Genomic DNA, 18,421 nt, shown 5'->3' on the forward strand with positions numbered 1-18,421 from the left:
AACACCATGAAACCCCGCCCTTAATAATCCGTCGTGCCCAACTCTCCTGCCAGCAATGTCTCTCATCGTGCTCGGAACTGCATCCCACGTGGGCAAGAGCGTGACGGTCGCGGCGCTCTGCCGTGCGCTCTACCGGCGCGGAATCCCGGTTGCGCCGTTCAAATCCCAGAACATGAGCCTCAACTCCTACGTCACGGCCGACGGGAGCGAGATCGGGATCGCCCAGGCCTTTCAGGCCTTCGCGGCCGGGATAGAACCCGCCGCCGATATGAACCCGATCCTCCTCAAACCGAAGGGGGATGCGGTCTCGCAGGTGGTGCTGCTCGGCAGGCCGTATAAGGATGTGCAGATCCGGGACTACTACACGGAGACGGATATGCTTCTCGCGGAGGCTGTCTCGGCGTTCGAGCGGTTGCGGAGACGCTACGGCCACGTGGTGGTGGAAGGTGCCGGGGGAGCGGCGGAGGTGAATCTCTACGACCGCGACATCGCGAACATAAGGCTCGCCCGGGCCCTCCGCCTCCCCATCGTCCTGGTCGCCGATATCGAGCGGGGCGGGGTCTTCGCCCAGGTCTACGGAACGCTTGCCCTCCTCCCGGAGGATATCCGCCCCCTCGTCGTCGGGGTCATCGTCAACAAGTTCCGGGGCGACGCCGGGCTCTTTGCGTCGGGGGTTGCAAAACTCGAGGAACTCACGGGTGTCCGGGTGCTCGGGGTGGTGCCGTATGCGGATATCCCCCTCCCGAGCGAGGACTCGCTCTCGATCGCCGACAAAGGGCACCGGACGGCCGGGCGCCCGGTCAGGATCGCCGTCGTCCGCCTCCCCAGGATCTCGAACTTCACCGACTTCGAACTCCTCGAGCAGTACGCCTCGGTGGACTACGTCCCTCCGGGAAGACCGCTTGCGGACTACGACTGCATCATCCTCCCGGGAACGAAGAACACCGTGGAGGACCTCGCCGTGCTCGACCGTGCCGGGACGGGAGAGGAACTCCGGCTCGCCCGGGAGCGGGGGGTCCCGATCATCGGTATCTGCGGCGGCTACCAGATGCTCGGGAACCGGATCGTCGACTCGGGCATCGAGTCGGAGGTCCACGCCGATTACCGGGGGTTCGGGCTCCTCGACGTCGTCACCGCCTTTACCGGCTATCACAAGACGACGGTCCAGGTACGGCGCCGGGCAACCGGGCCCGGCCCCATCCTCGAGAGGGTGGGGGAGGTGGACGGCTACGAGATCCACATGGGCGAGACGGAACGGGGAGATCTCCCCGCGGCGTTCGCCGGGGAGGGGGCCGCGACCCCCGACGGCCTGGTCTTCGGGACCTACATGCACGGCCTCTTCCAGAACCCCGGCGCCGCGAACGCCCTCCTCGCCTACCTCTCGGAACGGCGGGGCGTGCCGTTCGAGCCGATGACGGCGGCCCCGGGCGGAGGCGGCAACGGCATCGTGGCTGCCTACGACGATCTGGCCCGGCACTTCGAGGAGCACGTGGATATGAATGCGATTATGGAATATTTTGTGGATGCGACGGGCCAAAGGGCCGGAGCATGAGAAAACGCGAAGCGTTTTCGAACTGCGCGCCGAGTAGATGAACTGCGACGGGCCAAAGGGCCGGAGCATGAGAAGCCGTCAGGCTTCGAGCGGCGCCACCGGGCAGCCGAAGACCGTGCCCGGCAATTTCAATGAGCAAGGCTGGAGGCATACGAGAAGATTTTCAGCCGCTCGTTGCTTAATTTTGTAAAAAGAGAATACCCGCCCCGGCCCTTTCAGATAAAGAACCGGAACGCAATCCAGGCGATCAGTACCATGATGGCCGAGTACTTCAGCCCCCCGAGCACCCGGCCTTCGCCCATGACGCCCGCCGCGAGCCCCGAGAAGAGGCCCTGGATCAGTGCGGCGTGGGAGAAGAGCCGGTTGTAGAGGAAGAGGTCCACGGTACCTATGAACGCCTGGCTCGAACCCGACGCCGCGACCGCCTCGCCCGCCTCCGCCATGGTGGTGAGGAAGGTGCTCGAGAGCACCCCGATGACGAAGAGGAAGACGAAGAACGACATGACGACGATGACCATGTAGATCATCATCCCGTTCTTCCGCTCCGACTTCAGGTTGAAGAACTCGTAGGCATCGTGCGCCGCCGCCCGCAGCACCTCGCTCACGTCGCCGCCGGCGGAACTCGCCTGGGCGATCAGGTCGACGCTCCGCTCGGTGAGCGGGGTGTTCACGGCCTTCCCGAACCGGCGGATGGCCTCCACGAACGGGACGCCCCAGGACATCTCGGTATCAAGCTTGCGGATATGCGGCGTGAGCGCCCCGTACTCGCCCTCCGAAACGATGTGGATGGCGTGCGGGAGCGTCATACCCGAATCGTTCATGCCGGCCACGTCCCGGAAGAAGTTCGGGAGGGACGCCTCGATGCTCGATACACGCAGCGATTCCTTGAGGTCGAGGGCTGCGAGCGGCACGATGGCGATGAGGAGCGCGAAGACGAAGATATCGTCGAGCATCGTCGTCGTGAAGAGGACGTTGATGCCGTAGGACATCACCAGGCTCATAAATCCGCCGACGAGGAGGAGGAGCGCCACCGGAACGGAGACGAAGAGGATGGTGACGGGCTCCGCCATCATCACCTTGAGCGGATGCCTGAGGAACCGGTAAAATCCTTCCTGGTACTTCCGCCAGTTCTCAATCCCGCCGAAGATCTCCCGCTCCTGCTCTTCGAGCGGGTCGGGCGGCGGAGAGAGCTCCGCCGCGCCGCCGTCAGGAGACCGGTTCCGATCTCCTGACCGGTTCAGAAAGCCGTTGAAGATATCTTTGAATCCCATATCACACCTCCGGGGTCATGGAACTGATCAGGATGACGAACATCATGCTCCCGAACGGCACGATCAGGTAGATGATGATGTAGAGGAAGAACGGGTTCGAGTCGCCAGAGATGAGCGTCATGATCGACTGCAGGATGATCAAAAAGAGCATCCCGGCGACCATCGCGGTAACGTAGGACTCCGCGATCAGCCCGAGCGTCTCCAGGAACGACTTCTGCTGCTGGTTGTTCTCGAGCGTATACTGGTGAGCCTTGTTGCGGAAATACTCCGTAAGGTTGCTCCCGCTGGAGATGCTCGCAACGGCCCCCTGCATGAACTCCCGCATCCGTTCGCTCGGCGTCGCCTGCGAGACGGTTCGCAGGGCGTCAAGAAGGTCCTTCCCGAAGAAATCGGTCTCCCGGGAGATGTAACGCGCTTCGACGGCACTCTCGCCGTAGATTTTGCTCTGGCCGAGCAGCCGGAAGACCTCGTCCGGGGTGATCCCCGCCGAGGACATGGCGGTGACGTAGTTGATGGCGTACGGGAGGGTGGCGTCGATGTTCCGGGAGCGCTCTCCGGCCCGTATACCGGGATAGAGGAGGAAGATCAGGTATGATATCCCCCCGAATATCAGGAGAGAAAAGATCGTGATGATGATGGTGCCGAGCAGCATTTTGTAATCGTTTAACGCGTAGAGGACCTCGGGGACCGCTCCACGGTAGACGATCATATCGGGGATCCGCAGGAGGTAGGTCAGAAGTCCGATAAGCACGGCGGCGACCAGCCCCACGACGATCGAGGAGATATAAGCGGTCGCAAGATAGGCCTCGAACGGTGTATTCATCCGGGCCCCCATCAGGTTGTTCCTGAGACTGATGTAGTCTCCCCGCTTCTCCTTCAGGCCGTGGCCGATCAGGTTGAAGCAGAACCGCTCGTAACCGTTCATGCGGAACCACCCTCCCCGTAGAGATCGGCCCGCACCCGCTGGACGACCGTCTCCGGATCCCGGAAGTAGGATACCAGGATCTTGCTCACGTCACGGAAGTGGCGGATCTTCTTGATGCGCATCCATTCAAGGACTTCCTGCCGCCGTTTCAACTCTTCGCGCATCCGCTCCTCGCTCCAGCCTCTGTCTTCCATGATCTGTTCGAGGATGTAGGATTTGCCGGAATACCGGATCTCGTCGGTCGCAGGATGCCACCGGAAGACTTCGTTCGTGATCAGCTCGTTCGTCCGGGGGTCGATATCCAGGATCTCGATGAGCTGCTTGTTCCGCCGGATCCGCTGGCCGCCCACCCGGGCCTGCACCTGGATGGACATCAGGGAGAGCGCAGAGAGCATGTTCCTCGGTACGTCGATCGGCGGGTTCTCCAGACGGTGGACGGCGCTCGCCACCGAATCTGCGTGCATCGTCGCATAGGTGACGTGGCCGGTGCTCATTGCCTGGAAGAGGGTCAGGGCCTCCTTGCCACGGACCTCGCCGACCAGGATGTACTCCGGGCGCTGCCGGAGAGCGGCACGCAGAAGTTCGTACATATCGATCCCGCCCCGCCCGTCCTGCGAGAACGAGTCGCGGGTGATGCTCGGGATCCAGTTCGGGTGGGGGAGTTTCAGCTCCCGGGTATCCTCGAGTGTGACGATCTTTGCGAGCGGCGGGATAAACAGCGATAAGGCGTTCAGCGTCGTGGTCTTCCCCGATGCCGTCCCTCCGGCAAATATACAGGACTTGGCATTCTCGACCGCGAGCCATATGAAGGCGATCCCGAGCGGCGAGAAGGTATGCCACTCGATGAGGTCCGTGGGCGTGATCGGCTCTTCCCGGAACTTACGGATGGTGAACGTCGAGCCGTGAGCGGTCACTTCCGCCCCGAGCGTCATCTGGATACGCGACCCGTCGCTCATCGTGGCATCCAGCATCGGTTCGGCGATAGAGATGTATTTCCCGGCCCGCTGCGCAAGTTTCGTGACGAACGAGTCGAGCTCGACAGAATCGTGGTAGGCGAGACTCGTCTTCATCGACTCGTACGTCGTGTGATAGACGAAGATGTAACTGCCCACGCCGTCGCAGGAGATATCCTCGATGTACTTATCGTGCATCACCGGGTCGATCAGCCCGTCGCCGAGGAACTCCTTCTCCACGTGGTAGAGGATCTTCTCCCGCGCGAGCACCGCAAGGTGGATCCCATAGTCGGCGATGACGATGTTCGCCGAATCGCGAAGCGCCTTCCGTGCTTCGTCACGGTTGAGTTCACGGGTGGTGATATCGAGTGTCTCAAAGAGGCGCTCCTTGATCTCCCCGAAGAGCTCCTGCTCCGCGGGCGTGAGCACGGGCTCGATGACATGGTAGGTGTACTCGTGCGTCGTGCTGTCGTAGGTCACCCGGACATAGGCATACGGCTCGTTCACCGGGTAGAGTTCGATCTCTTCCAGTCCCGGCGCCGGCCGCATCGTGAGATCGACGATCGGTCCGTGGAGCGTGGGGTTGTACTCTTCGACCACGGCCCCGACCTTCGGGAGCTGCAACTTTTTAAAGAACCCGAAACGGGGTTCTGGAACCTCTTCGGCAGGAGCCGCCACCTCTGCAGCAGCTGAGGCAAGTGTGCTGGAGGAGAAGGCCTGGGAGAAGAGATCGTCGAACTCCGATACGACCCGGGCATTATCGACAAAATCGAAACTGTGCTCGGTACGGTTGATGCTCAGTTCATCGACCGTGAACGTCGCACTCTTCGGGAGGATCAGGTCCGCCAGGTTCCCGAGTTCCTCGACCGTCACCACGCCGTCATCCACGTCTCCGTCGGGTTCCGCCTCATCGACCTCCACCGCTCCGGAGTTCTTCGAGCGTGAGGTGCCGGGTGCATCGGTCTCCCGCCGCCCCCTCATCCGGTCGAGGAGCGCGGCGGAAGCGTTGTGCCCCGGCGAGGAGGGCGGCACCTGTGGCCCCGCTCCGGTATCCCCCGCCGTCGGGGAGGACGCGACCTCTCCGTCGGCATCCACCTCGTGCTGCCCGAGCCGGTTGAGGATTGCACGAACCGGATCTCTGGTGCCGGTTGCGCGCTGATCGGTGGTGTTTCCGGATCTCGCCACCGCATCGATAAGCGAACGGATCCCCGCACTCTTCGATGCCGGCATGGGAGAGATGTCCGGCTGCTCGTCCTCTTCGCCCGAATCGGCGCCGGCATCATATGAAATCGCCTCCGGCTGCTCGTCCTCTTCATCTGAATCGGCGCCGGCATCATATGAAATCGCCTCCGGCTGCTCGTCCTCTTCATCTGAATCGGCGCCGGCATCATCCGGAGCCACATCTTCCCGAACCTCCTCCCCGGGAGGTTGGAACGGCGGAGCGGGATCGACACTTTCTATCGTGGTTTTCCCGTTGCCAGTCTGCAGTTCCCCGGAGTGTGTGAGAAGATTCCTGACCGTTGCTATCAATTCACGTTCTTCGTCTTCACCTGTTCTCATCCTCTGTGCCCCCAATATCAACGTACGTTTCTACCTGAGGTTCATGGAACTCGATGATGCACCGTGTCCGCTCGCCGATCCGATCCGAGACCACACACATGTAGCGCCCGTTAAGGAGCCGGAAACAGACTCTTCCCCCGGAATCCGTCACATCGCTCGTCATGACGACCTTTCCCTTCCGGATCGCGACATGGGCTCCGGCGAGAGGCACCCGGCCGTTGCGCACGGTCAGGCAGAGTATCCCCACCCGCTGTCGGGTAGGCGTGCCGATGGTCGGAATGTCGAGGCGGCCGTTCTTCTTCAGGTGGCTCTTCTCGAAGATCCTGCACCGTGACACCAGTGCGTCGGCAATCGGCGTCATCACCGGGAAGAGTTCGAATTCTTCCCTCCCGGTCAGGCGCAGGACGGCAGAGTCTCCGAAGAGTGTCCCCTTCTCATCGACAAACATGGCACCGTTCGGTTCGCCGCTGGAGAAAACCAGGAAAAACGTATGCTTCTCCTCTTTCGAGACCCCTATCCCGGTCGAAGAGTGAACGGTGCCGTAGTGCAGCAACTCGTCAAGAGTAAAGCACCCCTCGCAGGTCGACTGTTGTAGGATCTCGCCCATAAGGTCGTTTATGTCCATGTACATCTTCAGGTATGGTATTCAGTAGTTTTTTATGCCGGAAAGGGGATTTTACCCCTATCACAATATATCACATCAGTATGCTATTATTAATACCTTGTGATAATCCAATCTCGATTCTGGCAAATATTCTCGTGAAAGCGGCGTATCAGGGAGGCGGAAGGAGACCGTTTGCGAACAGGGATCTCCGGAGGAGTTCCGACCGATCTGAGGGGCTTGACCAGAGATCGGGAGGCCAGGAGCCGCCATATTCGGATAAGGGGGCGCTTGAGGGGCCATACGTCCGGAAAACGCATTGAAACACCAGGGATCCCCTGCAAAGAGAGATCGCCAGAAATAAGAGATAAAAGGTGGATAAAGTACTCGCCCATGATTCTTCCGCCCGTGGCAGCTGTCCCGCTCATGATTGCAGCGGTTGCGATAGGGGTCACGCTCATATACGCGTCAATCCTGGACGCAAAGGAGCGGCGGGTGCCCCACAAAACCTGGCGTCCTGCACTCGCGATCGCGATTCCGATGGCCCTCTGGGTATACGGACTGACCATCTTCGCAGACTGGCAGACGGCGGCGGGGTACCTCATTCTGGTCGCGGTCTTCTGCGGATTCTTCTACCTCTTCCAGGCCGTAAACCTCTTCGGGGGGGCGGATGCGTATGCTCTCATCATCATAACCGCATGCATCCCGTTCTTCCCGATCGAGCCGTACTTCGGTGCCTCGCCCCTCGGGTTCTTCCCATTCACCGTGCTGACGAACGCCGTGCTCATCAACATCGCGGCCCCGGTTGCAATACTGGCGAAGAACCTTCTGGAGGGAAACCGGGCCCCGCTACCCTGTCTCTTCCTCGGGTTCCCCGTCGACGGGAAAACTATCCAGAATGAGTTTGGTTTTGTCATGGAAGATATCGAGGAGGAGGACGGCAGGCTGGTCAGGCGGTTCGTCGGTTTTACCGATTCGCTCGGGCGCATCGTCCGGGGAGAGCGGCGGTTATACACAAAAGATCTCAGGCTGCATCCCGAAGATTACCGGAAGGAACTTGCCCTCTACCGGAAGGCCGGCAGAGTCTGGATATCCTACGGCATTCCGTTCATCATACCGATCACGGCGGGATTCCTGACTGCACTGTTCATGGGAGATATCCTCTTCGTCATCATGAAGACAATCGCGGGAATGTGAATCAATATGGAGATACAGTTCAAGAACGGATTGGTGCCTGTCATCGTGCAGGAGAAACGGACTCGTGAGGTCCTGATGCTCGCCTACGCGAACGATACGGCACTGGAACTCACCCGGACCACCGGATATGCACATTATTACAGCAGAAGCAGGCAGAAACTCTGGAAGAAAGGGGAGGAGAGCGGGCACTTTCAGCGGGTCTGCCGCATCCTCGTCGACTGCGACGAGGATGCAGTCCTCTACGAGGTGGAACAGACCGGTGCCGCCTGCCATACAGGCCACGCCTCGTGCTTCTACCGAACGGTCGAGGGGGAGGAGATCGCCGGATTGGTCTTTGATCCCGAGAAGGTATACGCTAATAAGGGTGAATGACTTCATTATTATGGTGATTTTTTATGAAAATTGTACCCGATACCAGCGTCGTGATAGACGGGCGCATAACATCGCTGATAAAAAGCGGAGAATATAAGGGCGCAACAATAATCATACCGGAAGCCGTCGTTGCCGAACTGGAGGCACAGGCGAATCAGGGGCGGGAGATAGGGTTTTCCGGTCTGACCGAACTTCAGGAACTCTTCCGGATGTCGGAGGAGAATGTTATCGAACTCCGGTTTGCCGGAGAACGCCCGAGTCTCGACCAGGTGAAGCTCTCCAGCGGAGGCGAGATCGACGCCCTGATCCGGAACGTTGCCATCGACCATGACGCCCGGTTCATCACGAGCGACCTCGTGCAGGCGGAGGTGGCAAAGGCGAAAGGGCTCGATGTCACCTACTTACGGCCACAGATAGGCGATTTCTCGCCGTTATCGATCGACCAGTACCTCGATGAGGAGACGATCGCGATCACCCTCAAAGAGCGGGCCCCGCCGGTGGCAAAGATCGGAAAACTCCGGGAGACCCGCCTGGTCACCCTCCGGGATGCGCCGATGACCGAGTACGAGCTCAAGTCCATGGCGCAGGAACTCCTCGAGAGGGCAAAGCGCGACCCGGACGGCTTCATCGAACTCGAGAAACGGGGGATCACGGTCGTCCAGATCGGGTCGCTCCGGATCTCGATTGCCCGGCGGCCGTTCTCGGACGGGATGGAGATCACGGCGGTACGGCCGCTTGTCGACCTCTCGCTCGACGATTACGATATGGCGCCTGAGATCAAACAGCGGATCCTCGGGAACCGCCGCGGCGTCCTGATAGCGGGGCCTCCGGGAGCGGGGAAGACCACCCTCGCCCAGAGCCTTGCGACGTTCCTTGCCGACCACGACTTCATCGTCAAGACGATGGAGGCACCGCGGGACCTGCAGGTGCCCGACCACATCACCCAGTATACGGCGCTCGAAGGCAGCATGGCGAACACCGCCGAAGCCCTCCTGCTCGTCCGGCCCGACTACGTGGTCTTCGATGAGATCCGGAAGAACGAGGACTTCAGCGTCTATGCCGACATGCGCCTCGCCGGGATGGGCATGGTTGGCGTGGTCCACGCGATGGAGGTGCACGACTGCCTCCGGCGGTTCTGCGACCGGGTGGACTACAGCATCCTCCCGCAGATCATCAACACCGTCATCTACGTCGTCCAGGGTTCGATCGCGAAGATCTACGATCTTGAACTGACGATCAAGGCCCCGGAGGGCATGCCCGGCGATGCACACGTCCGCCCGGTGATCGTCGTCCGCGAACACGCCCGGCGGGAGCCCGAGATCGAGATATTCCGCTACGAAGGGGAGACCCTGGTGATGCCGCTCGCCCTGAAGAAGAACGCCGCAGGACCGGTCGCTGCACCGGCGGAGCCGCGGGTCGTCGCGGCACCGGCAGCAGCGGAGCCCGAGGAGAACGTCTCCTGGAAGGTTGCCGAAAAAGAGGTCCAGCGGGAGATCGGGCGGTATACGAGCGGCCCGGTCGAGGTCCGCATCATCAGCGACAACAAGGCCGTCGTCTATATCGAGGACAAGGACGTCCCGGCGGCAATCGGGAAGGGCGGCAAGAACGTCTCGGCGATCGTGAACAAACTCGGTATCGGGATCGACATCCGGCCACGGAGCGAACTCGAGGCGCAAAAGCCCGTCGAGGAGGAGATGCAGCTCGCCGGCGGCATCAGGATCCGCCTCGACAGGAAACAACTCACGATCGTCTCCCTCGAGAATAAGGGCAAGATCGTGGACGTCTTCGCCGGGAAGGAGTATCTCTTCACGGCCACGGTGAACGAGGAGGGAGACATCCTCCTCGCCAAGAACAGCACGATCGCCCAGGAGATGATCAAGCGCTACAACGAGGGCGAGACGATCCGGCTGAGGCCGGTATGATGCAGGGCAAAGATGAGGAATCGGTATCTGGAGGCATAGAGTGAGCGGATTAGATATGCAGAGCAACGAACGGGAGTGCATCGCCCGGTGGGAGCACGCGTTCGAGGCCGATCCGGCAGAGAAGGAGAAGTACTACCTGACCGTGGCGTACCCGTATCCAAGCGGAGCGATGCACGTCGGACACGGGCGGACCTACATCGTCCCGGACGTCCTCGCCCGTTACCAGCGGATGAGGGGGAGACAGGTCCTCTTCCCGATGGCGTTCCACGTCACCGGCACCCCGGTCATCGGGATATCGAAGAGGATCGCAAACGGCGATGCAAAGACGATCGGGCTCTACCGCGACCTCTATCGGGTGCCGCAGGACGTCCTCAATCGGTTCATCGACCCGATGGAGATTGTCCGGCACTTCTCGGAGGAGTACCGGCGCGTGATGCAGAAGTCCGGGCTCTCGATCGACTGGCGGCGCCGGTTCATCACCGTCGACCCCCAGTACAGCAAGTTCATCGAGTGGCAGTACAAGCACCTGCACGAGGACGAACACGTCGTCAGGGGGGCCCACCCGGTCAAGTACTGTCCCCAGTGCGAGAACCCGGTCGGCGATCACGACCTGCTCGAGGGCGAGAAGGCCGAGATCATCAAATTCACCCTGGTGGTCTTCTCCTGGGGCGATGCGAAGATCCCGTGCGCAACGCTCCGGCCCGAGACGGTCTACGGCGTGACGAACCTCTGGGTGAACCCGGAGACCACCTACGTGCGGGTGATGCTTGATAGCGGGGAGTGGATCGTGAGCCGGGAGGCAGCGGCGAAACTCGTCCTGCAGGACCACGACGTCCGGATCACGGGAGAGATCCCGGGAACGGAACTCATCGACCTGACGGTTTCCCACCCACTCTCCGGCGACGTCCCCGTCCTTCCGGCGACATTCGTCGACCCGGATATGGGAACCGGCATCGTCATGAGCGTTCCGGCCCACGCACCCTTCGATTACATCGCGCTCCGCGACCTGCAGCAGCAGGGGAAGTACACGTCCATCCGGCCGATCCCGCTCATCTCCGTCGAGGGCTACGGCGAGATCCCGGCAGAGGACGCGGTCGAGCGGGCGGGCATCCGCGACCAGAACGACCCGGGGATGGAAGCGCTCACCCAGGAGGTCTACAGCGCCGAGTTCTCCCGCGGGAAGGTTTTTGAGAAGTACGGCGGAAAGCCGGTGCGAGAGGCCCGGGACGACGTGGCGGCGCTGATGATGGAGCGCTACGGTTCGATCCCGATGTACGAGTTCGACAACCGCCAGGTCATCTGCCGGTGCGGCGGCAGGGTCTTTGTGAAGATCCTCCACGACCAGTGGTTCCTGGAGTACAGTGACCCATGCTGGAAGGAGCAGGTGAAGACCCAGCTCGAGGAGATGGCGCTCGTCCCGCCCGAGGTCAGGACCGAGTTCGACCGGACGGTCGACTGGCTGAAAGACTGGGCCTGCACCCGGCGGGTGGGGCTCGGCACGAAGCTCCCCTGGGACCCGACCTGGATCATCGAGCCGCTCTCCGACTCGACGATCTACATGGCCTACTACACGATCGCCCATCACCTGAAAGCCATCCCGCCGGAGAACCTGACGCCGGAGGTCTTCGAGTATATCTTCAAGGGCGAGGGGAACCCCGATACCGTCGACCGCGAGACGCTTGAGAGGATCAGGAGCGAGTTCCTCTACTGGTACCCCTACGACTTCCGGTTCTCGGCAAAGGACCTCATCTCGAACCACCTCACGTTCCAGCTCTTCCACCACCGGGCGATCTTCCCGCAGGACCTGCAGCCGAAGGGCATGGTGGTCTTCGGCATGGGTCTCCTGAACGGGGCGAAGATGTCGTCGAGCAAGGGCAACGTCTTCCTGCTCGAGGACGCTCTCGAGGAGTTCGGTGCCGATACGGTCAGGATGTTCCTCGTCGGGAGCGCCGAGCCCTGGCAGGACTTCGACTGGAGGAACGAATTAGTCTCGTCGACGAGAAAGCAGATAGAACGGTTCTGGAACACGGTCGATGAGGCAAAGGAGGCCCGGGGCGCTTCCGAGATCGACGCCTGGCTCGCGAGCAGGCTCCAGCGCCGCATCGGGAGCGCCACAGCAGCGCTCGATTCGTTCCAGACCCGACAGGCGCTGCAGGAGGCGTTCTTCGGGGTGGAGGCCGACCTGAAGTGGTACCGCCGCCGCCTGCCGGAGGGCGCGGCCGGCGGGGCCGTGATGCAGGAACTCTGCCGTACCTGGGTGCGGCTGCTCGCCCCGATCATCCCCTTCACCTGCGAGGCGCTCTGGAGCGAGATCGGCGGGGAGGGCATGGTCTCCTTCGCCTCCTGGCCGGATGTGGACGAGGCCCGGATCAACCCGGAGGTCGAGCTCGCCGAAGAACTCCTCGCCCGGACGGTCGAGGATATCGAGTCGATCGTGAAACTCATCCCGATGGAGCCCACGTCCATCAGCCTCTTCGTATCCCCGGCCTGGAAGCACGAAGCGTTCCGGATCATCGCGGCCTCGGCCGACAAGACGAGGGTGATGCGGGAGATCATGCAGAACGAAGGGATGCGCAAGCGCGGCCGCGAGGCGACGGACGCGGCGAAGCAGATCACGAAGCTCGTGCTGAAACTGCCGCCCGAGCTCGTGAAGCAGCTCGCAGCGTCGCCGCCCGACGAACTGGCGGTCCTCGAGGGTGCACGGCAGTTCCTGGAGCACGAGTTCGGCGTGCCGGTGACGGTCAAGAACGCCGAGGAGAGCACGCACCCGAAGGCGTCGGGAGCCCTGCCCTTCAAGCCGGCGATTGTGATCGAGTAGGATACTCTCCCTTTTTTAGTCCTTTTTGCGCGTTTCGTCCCCGGTTCTAGCGATTCTTTAGTGAAGTCGAGGCGAATCGATCGGCTAACGGCAGTCACCCACCAGAGAACATGACACTAAGTTCAAACACCAGCAGGCGTTACCTGAAACTGCCAGAATGGGTCTTTTCCCGCCTCTGTTCTCTGACTGGATACACAAACCCATGCACGGCTTTCCATTGGCTATCGCCACACACTGCCCCCGCCCCTCAGGGGCGGGGGAGGAGGCCGGAGGCCGGGAGGGGTGGGGGTTACAGATGTCCGCGTACAGGGTAGAGACAGGGGAGGGGGGCGAGCCCCCCTCCCCGTCAGCCCCTCCCCCAATGGCGATAGCCACCACGATCCAGTGTACCAGGCATTTTCATCGTACTGGTCACGTACAGGCGACAGGCAACGACATCAGAGCAGCAGGAGCACCCTACCTCGCTGCACCGAAAATCGGAATGAAGAATGCGGTTTTACAGCCCGCAAAAAAGAAGCGATATCGGGTCGAAGAAAAAATCCGGTTATTCCTTTCCCTTCAGTGCCTGCTGTGCCTTTTTCGCCCGCTCTTTCGCCGTATACCCGGTCACCTGCTGGAGGTAGTTGCGGAACCGGCGGTTGGTGTCGATGATCGTCTCGTCGTCGACATCCTTGTTCGCCTCGGTATCGACGATCAGTGTCTTGCCTTCCGCACCGGACCAGACCTCAAGGCGCAGGAGCGCTCCGTAGGCGATGGTGTAGTGGCCCTCCGGTGATGCGCCGGGTTCGGTCCCGAACTGGTCGCGGAGGCCCTGAATCATAGATTCTGCGAGTTGTTTCGTGTATCCGCGCTTGATCTGGTATTCCTGCATAATATTTTTAAGTGACACCCAGCTATGTTAAATTAATCCAGGAGTGAGTGATTGATCCCATGGACGATATAAAGGTCATATCCAGAGCGCTTGCCGGCGCCGAAAAAACGGTGTTGATCGGATTCCCCGGCAGCGGACTCGTCGGGAGTATTGCCCTGCAGTACCTCGTCGAACAGATGGAGTTCGAGCAGATCGGGGCGATCACGAGCAAATACTTCCCGCCGGTCGCCCTCATGACGAAGGGCGTGATCAATGCCCCCGTACGCCTCTACGAGAAGGATCACCTCGCCGCAGTCATCTCCGACGTCCCCATCCACCCGATGATCTGCTACGAGGTGGCGAACGGCATCATGGACTGGCTCACCCAGTTCGACATCAGGGAGATCGTCACGATCGCAGGGATCATCACGAACGAGCCGGAAAAGAGGGTCTTCGGGGTCGCGACCAGCAGCGGGACGCTGCAGCGTCTCGAGGACCAGACGATCATTCTTCCCATGGGAAGCATCTCCGGCGTCGCGGCAAGCATCCTCACGGAGTGCAAGACGCGGGGCATCCCGGGGATAGGACTCCTCGGGGAGACGGTGAACACCCCCGACCCGCGCTCCTCCGCGGCCACGATTGAGGTCTTGAACAAGATCTACAACCTCAACCTGGACATCCAGCCGCTGCTCGAACAGGCGGTGGAGATCGAGGCGGCGATGTCCCAGATCGCCGAGCAGGTTCAGAAGACCGAGGCCGCGCCCCGGAGAGAGCAGCTGCCGATGTACGGGTGACGGTCATGAAGTATGCAGCATTAACCGGAATCTCGCCGTCGGTCATTGCCGAACTCAAGAGCGGCAAGGCCCGCACCCTCGAATTGAACAGCGCCCACAACATCATCACGCTGACCGAGACCACACCTGGGGAGTGCATCTTCGTAACGTCGGTCAACGAGGAGGACCTCTCCCCCGGAGACCCGGGGATCATGGTCGATCTCCTCGTCCTCAACATCAGCATGAAACGGATCGAGGTCGCCAACCCGTTCTTCTTCGAGGAGCGGGAGCGGATGTCGGCCCGGATCAAGGTCCAGTTCCGGGGAACGACCATCGCCCGCGACGTGGAAGGGCGGAAGTGGGGGGACCCGACCAAGGTCGAGATCATCAGGTCGGCATGTTACCGGGCCGGCTGATACACCCTCTTTTTTTTAAGACGCACCACCCCTCAAAGAGTTAATAACTCCGGGCGACCAAAATGTATGGGAATACCACAGGGGTCTGTGGCTTAGCCAGGACATAGCGCCGGGCTTCTAACCCGGACGTCGAGGGTTCGAATCCCTCCAGGCCCGTCGATTTTAACGCCGCAGCCGGCGTGCCCGTCGTTGTTCGAAACCCTTCGGGTTTCTCAAGCTCCGGACTCGAAGGCCTTCGGCCTTCTCAAGCTCCTGCCGTTCCGGCAGTCGCACCCTTCGGCCCGTCGCACCCTTCGAGAAGCGGGGGTATGGACCTCCCCGGATCTCAGGAACGGCACGGCAGCCCGGTCTGAAGAAAAGCGAACGCATATCCGTGCAGCAGAGCATCTAAGAAGAACGTTTCCGAAGTCCAGGGGGGTGTAATCCCTGACCCAAAACGACGAACGACGCCTCTATAACGATCTCACCTGGCTCTGGCCGATCATCAGCCCTCCGGAGGAGTACGCAGACGAAGCGGAGTTCTACAGCGAGCGTATCATACGGCGGACCGGTCACGGAACGCTGCTCCATCTTGGTTGCGGTGGCGGACACCTCGATCTCTGGCTAAAAGGGCGCTTTACCCTGACCGGAGTCGATATGAGCGAGGAGATGCTCGCCCTTGCGCGCCGGTTGAACCCGGAGGCGACGTATATCTCCGGCGACATGCGGACCGTCCGGCTGGGGCGGACGTTCGATGCGGTCATTGCGCACGATGCGATCAACTACATGCTCACGCCAGAGGACCTCAGAGCGGTCTTCGAGACGGCGTACCTCCACCTCCGGCCGGGCGGGATCTTTCTTACGCTTGTGGAGCGGAGATCGGAACGGTTCCTGCAGAACCGGACGGATTGTTCGGCACACACCGCCGGTGATATCGGACTGATTTTTATCCAGAACGAGTACGACCCCGATCCCTCCGACAGTACCTACGAAGTGACGCTCCTCTACCTGATTCACCGCGACGGAGAACTCGAGATCGTTACCGACCGGCACGTCTGCGGAATCTTCCCGCTTTCGCTCTGGCTTGATCTCCTGAAAGAGGCGGGTTTTTCCGTCAGCGTTGAGGAGTATATGGAAGACGGCGAACGCTACCCGGTACCGGTCTGCATAAAATAGGGGGTTATCTGACCTTCGTCCCCGGGCTTACCGGCCGGAGAGGAACAAGAAGGGAGGCCTCGTCGCCAGCGGCGAGGATCATCCCCCGGCTCTCGACGCCGAAGATCTTTGCCGGGGCGAGGTTTGCGATCAGCGCCACGTCTTTGCCCACCAGTTCTTCGGGGGCGTAGAACTGCGCGATCCCGCTGACCACCTGGCGCTTCTCGTTTCCTAAGTCAACGACGAGTTTGTAGAGTTTCTTCGAGCCCTTGATCGGTTCGGCCGAGACGACCTTTGCGACCCGGATATCGAGATTTCCGAACTCATCGAGCGAGACGACGGGCATCTTCGGTGCGGCCGCCTCCTTTGCCTTCTCGACCCGCAGATTAAGGGTCGCCTCAAGGTCTTTGACCTGGGCCTCCTCGACCTTCACAAAGAGGGTAGAGGGCTTTGCGAGTGTGCGGGCCCCCACCGGCGCCGTGGCCTCGGCGATCGGGTGGTCGGCGATGCTGTCCTCGTAGCCGAGCATCGTCCAGGCCCGTTGCATCGACTCGGGCATCAGGGGTTCGAAGACGAGGGCGAGCGCTTTCACGATCTGGAGGCAGTCGGCGATCGCCTGCTCTGCCGCGGCCCTGTCCTCCTTGATCAGCTTCCAGGGGGCGTTGTTCTGGATATAGCCGTTCCCAAACGACGCTAAAGCCATCATCGAATCGACGGCGTTCTTGAAGTCGTAGTCCCGCATCAGGGCGTCGATGCCGGCGAGCGACCGCTCGATCTCCTCGAGGACGGCCGGGCGAGGGGCAAGGTCGGGCACGCCCGAGAACTCCTTCTCGGCGAAGTACATCGTCCGGTAGATGAAGTTCCCGAGCGTCCCGACGATCTCGTTGTTCACCCGCTCGGCGTAGACCTTCCAGGAGAAGTCGAGCTCCTTTGTGTGGTTCGTGTAGGAGAGGAGGTAGTAGCGGAGGTAGTCCGCCGGGAGCCCCATATCAAGATAGTCGTCGTTCGTCCAGACGACGTAGCCCCGGGACTTCGAGAACTTCCTGCCCTCGATCGTGACCATGCCGCTTGCGACCACCGCGTGCGGGAGGCCGTAGCCCGCCGCCTTGAGGAGCGCCGGCCAGAAGATGCAGTGGTGGTAGATGATGTCGCCGCCGATGAAGTGCGTGACCCCGGTTTCGTCGCCGCACCAGTAGTCCTTCCAGTCGGCCCCTGCACTCTGCGCCCACTCCTTTGTGAACGATATGTAGCCGATCGGTGCGTCGACCCAGACGTAGACGACGAGGTCGTCGCTCCCCGGGAATTTGACGCCCCAGTCGAGCGTCCGGGTGATGCACCAGTCGTGGAGGAGCTCCTTCACCCACCCGAGGGCGTAGTTCCGGGCGGTGGACGTGCCCCGGAGGTCCGGGAGATACTCGAGGAGGAACTCGCGGAATGCCGAGAGCCTGAAGAAGTAGTGCTCCTGCTCCCGGTACTCCGCCTTCCCGCCGCAGACCTTGCAGACCGCATCCTTGATCTCGCCGGGCTCGAGGTGCTGCCCGCACCCCTGGTCGCACTCGTCGCCCCGGGCGACGGCCCCGCAGTGGGGGCAGATCCCCTCCACATAACGGTCGGGGAGGAACCGTTCGCAGTCCGGGCAGTAACTCTGGCTGATGGTCCTGGCGTAGACGTAGCCGTTCTCGATGAGCCGCTCGACGATCGACCGGGTGGTCTCGTGGTTCATGGCATCGTCGGTCATGCCGAACCGGTCGAAGACGACCTCCATCCGCCGGAACGTATCGTAGAAGTGCTGGTGATAGCGCTCCGAGAGGACGCGGGGGGTCGAACCCTCCTGCTCGGCGCTGATCACGATCGGCGTCCCGTGGTTGTCGGAACCGCATACAAAGACGACGTCCTCCCCGGACCGGCGCATATACCGCACGTAAAAATCCGCCGGTACGTAGGTCCTCAGGTGCCCGATATGGCAGGGACCGTTCGTGTACGGGAGCCCGCACGTTACCAGCAACGGCTTACCACTCATCCTTATCTACTCTGGTTGCGATGCTAATAAAGATACCAGCGCATGTCACGACGGATT

General features: G+C 61.3%; 14 protein-coding genes and 1 tRNA gene. 9 read left to right on the forward strand and 6 right to left on the reverse strand.

Going from position 1 to position 18,421, the window contains the following annotated elements:
- The first annotated feature begins 55 nt into the window (after positions 1 to 55).
- A complete protein-coding gene (locus tag DIC75_RS09370) occupies positions 56 to 1,552 on the forward strand; it encodes a cobyric acid synthase (protein WP_250987749.1) in 1,497 nt (498 codons plus the stop codon).
- A gap of 215 nt (positions 1,553 to 1,767) precedes the next feature.
- Here the strand turns inward: DIC75_RS09370 and DIC75_RS09375 are convergent, their stop codons facing one another.
- The 4 genes from DIC75_RS09375 to DIC75_RS09390 form a co-directional block, all read right to left on the reverse strand.
- Positions 1,768 to 2,823 carry a type II secretion system F family protein gene (locus DIC75_RS09375; RefSeq protein ID WP_250987750.1) on the reverse strand — a complete coding sequence of 352 codons (1,056 nt, stop codon included), beginning with the start codon at positions 2,821 to 2,823 and terminating at the stop codon, positions 1,768 to 1,770.
- Between the two features lies 1 nt (position 2,824).
- Positions 2,825 to 3,748 (reverse strand): type II secretion system F family protein, encoded by a 924-nt coding sequence (locus DIC75_RS09380; RefSeq protein WP_250987751.1) that lies wholly within the window; start codon positions 3,746 to 3,748, stop codon positions 2,825 to 2,827.
- Positions 3,745 to 6,102, reverse strand: a complete 2,358-nt coding sequence (locus DIC75_RS09385; RefSeq protein ID WP_352151706.1) for an ATPase, T2SS/T4P/T4SS family — start codon at positions 6,100 to 6,102, stop codon at positions 3,745 to 3,747. The genes DIC75_RS09380 and DIC75_RS09385 overlap by 4 nt, the downstream gene beginning before the upstream one ends.
- A gap of 145 nt (positions 6,103 to 6,247) precedes the next feature.
- Positions 6,248 to 6,886, reverse strand: coding sequence for a hypothetical protein (locus DIC75_RS09390; protein ID WP_250987752.1), 639 nt, complete (start codon positions 6,884 to 6,886; stop codon positions 6,248 to 6,250).
- A gap of 384 nt (positions 6,887 to 7,270) precedes the next feature.
- Between DIC75_RS09390 and DIC75_RS09395 the strand changes: the two genes are divergently transcribed.
- Genes DIC75_RS09395 through leuS form a run of 4 tightly spaced genes read left to right on the forward strand, consistent with a single transcriptional unit; the run spans position 7,271 to position 13,171 of the window.
- Complete coding sequence (locus tag DIC75_RS09395) at positions 7,271 to 8,059, forward strand: A24 family peptidase C-terminal domain-containing protein (protein ID WP_250987753.1); 789 nt, start codon at positions 7,271 to 7,273, stop codon at positions 8,057 to 8,059.
- A gap of 6 nt (positions 8,060 to 8,065) precedes the next feature.
- The gene (hisI, locus tag DIC75_RS09400) at positions 8,066 to 8,431 is read left to right on the forward strand and encodes a phosphoribosyl-AMP cyclohydrolase (protein ID WP_250987754.1); all 366 of its coding nucleotides are present in this window, start codon (positions 8,066 to 8,068) and stop codon (positions 8,429 to 8,431) included.
- Between the two features lie 23 nt (positions 8,432 to 8,454).
- Positions 8,455 to 10,353, forward strand: a complete 1,899-nt coding sequence (locus tag DIC75_RS09405) for a PINc/VapC family ATPase (protein WP_250987755.1) — start codon at positions 8,455 to 8,457, stop codon at positions 10,351 to 10,353.
- Between the two features lie 55 nt (positions 10,354 to 10,408).
- On the forward strand, positions 10,409 to 13,171 hold the full coding sequence (gene leuS / locus DIC75_RS09410; protein ID WP_250987756.1) for a leucine--tRNA ligase: 2,763 nt from the start codon (positions 10,409 to 10,411) through the stop codon (positions 13,169 to 13,171).
- Between the two features lie 544 nt (positions 13,172 to 13,715).
- Here leuS and DIC75_RS09415 read toward each other — a convergent pair.
- Complete coding sequence (locus tag DIC75_RS09415; protein WP_250987757.1) at positions 13,716 to 14,042, reverse strand: DUF5611 family protein; 327 nt, start codon at positions 14,040 to 14,042, stop codon at positions 13,716 to 13,718.
- A 59-nt stretch (positions 14,043 to 14,101) separates the two neighbouring features.
- Here DIC75_RS09415 and DIC75_RS09420 point away from each other — a divergent pair, with 59 nt between their 5' ends.
- The 4 genes from DIC75_RS09420 (at position 14,102) to DIC75_RS09435 (ending at position 16,365) form a co-directional block, all read left to right on the forward strand.
- Positions 14,102 to 14,815 carry a proteasome assembly chaperone family protein gene (locus tag DIC75_RS09420; protein WP_250987758.1) on the forward strand — a complete coding sequence of 238 codons (714 nt, stop codon included), beginning with the start codon at positions 14,102 to 14,104 and terminating at the stop codon, positions 14,813 to 14,815.
- Between the two features lie 5 nt (positions 14,816 to 14,820).
- Complete coding sequence (locus tag DIC75_RS09425; protein WP_250987759.1) at positions 14,821 to 15,210, forward strand: DUF473 domain-containing protein; 390 nt, start codon at positions 14,821 to 14,823, stop codon at positions 15,208 to 15,210.
- An 81-nt stretch (positions 15,211 to 15,291) separates the two neighbouring features.
- Positions 15,292 to 15,366: transfer RNA gene (locus DIC75_RS09430), tRNA-Arg, on the forward strand.
- Between the two features lie 327 nt (positions 15,367 to 15,693).
- Positions 15,694 to 16,365, forward strand: a complete 672-nt coding sequence (locus tag DIC75_RS09435; RefSeq protein ID WP_352151727.1) for a class I SAM-dependent methyltransferase — start codon at positions 15,694 to 15,696, stop codon at positions 16,363 to 16,365.
- Positions 16,366 to 16,369: 4 nt separating this feature from the next.
- On the opposite strand, the gene metG is transcribed toward DIC75_RS09435, so the two are convergent.
- Positions 16,370 to 18,364 carry a methionine--tRNA ligase gene (metG, locus tag DIC75_RS09440; RefSeq protein WP_250987760.1) on the reverse strand — a complete coding sequence of 665 codons (1,995 nt, stop codon included), beginning with the start codon at positions 18,362 to 18,364 and terminating at the stop codon, positions 16,370 to 16,372.
- Between the last annotated feature and the right edge of the window lie 57 nt (positions 18,365 to 18,421).

It is taken from the genome of Methanoculleus oceani, assembly GCF_023702065.1.
Lineage (GTDB): Archaea > Halobacteriota > Methanomicrobia > Methanomicrobiales > Methanoculleaceae > Methanoculleus > Methanoculleus oceani.

Excerpts from the sequence above, each read along its gene's own strand:
- DIC75_RS09370 (WP_250987749.1), top strand. The coding sequence starts at position 56 with ATGTCTCTCATCGTGCTCGGAACTGCATCCCACGTGGGCAAGAGCGTG.
- DIC75_RS09375 (WP_250987750.1), bottom strand. The coding sequence starts at position 2,823 with ATGGGATTCAAAGATATCTTCAACGGCTTTCTGAACCGGTCAGGAGAT.
- DIC75_RS09380 (WP_250987751.1), bottom strand. The coding sequence starts at position 3,748 with ATGAACGGTTACGAGCGGTTCTGCTTCAACCTGATCGGCCACGGCCTG.
- DIC75_RS09390 (WP_250987752.1), bottom strand. The coding sequence starts at position 6,886 with ATGGACATAAACGACCTTATGGGCGAGATCCTACAACAGTCGACCTGC.
- hisI (WP_250987754.1), top strand. The coding sequence starts at position 8,066 with ATGGAGATACAGTTCAAGAACGGATTGGTGCCTGTCATCGTGCAGGAG.
- DIC75_RS09405 (WP_250987755.1), top strand. The coding sequence starts at position 8,455 with ATGAAAATTGTACCCGATACCAGCGTCGTGATAGACGGGCGCATAACA.
- leuS (WP_250987756.1), top strand. The coding sequence starts at position 10,409 with ATGCAGAGCAACGAACGGGAGTGCATCGCCCGGTGGGAGCACGCGTTC.
- DIC75_RS09415 (WP_250987757.1), bottom strand. The coding sequence starts at position 14,042 with ATGCAGGAATACCAGATCAAGCGCGGATACACGAAACAACTCGCAGAA.
- DIC75_RS09420 (WP_250987758.1), top strand. The coding sequence starts at position 14,102 with ATGGACGATATAAAGGTCATATCCAGAGCGCTTGCCGGCGCCGAAAAA.
- DIC75_RS09425 (WP_250987759.1), top strand. The coding sequence starts at position 14,821 with ATGAAGTATGCAGCATTAACCGGAATCTCGCCGTCGGTCATTGCCGAA.
- metG (WP_250987760.1), bottom strand. The coding sequence starts at position 18,364 with ATGAGTGGTAAGCCGTTGCTGGTAACGTGCGGGCTCCCGTACACGAAC.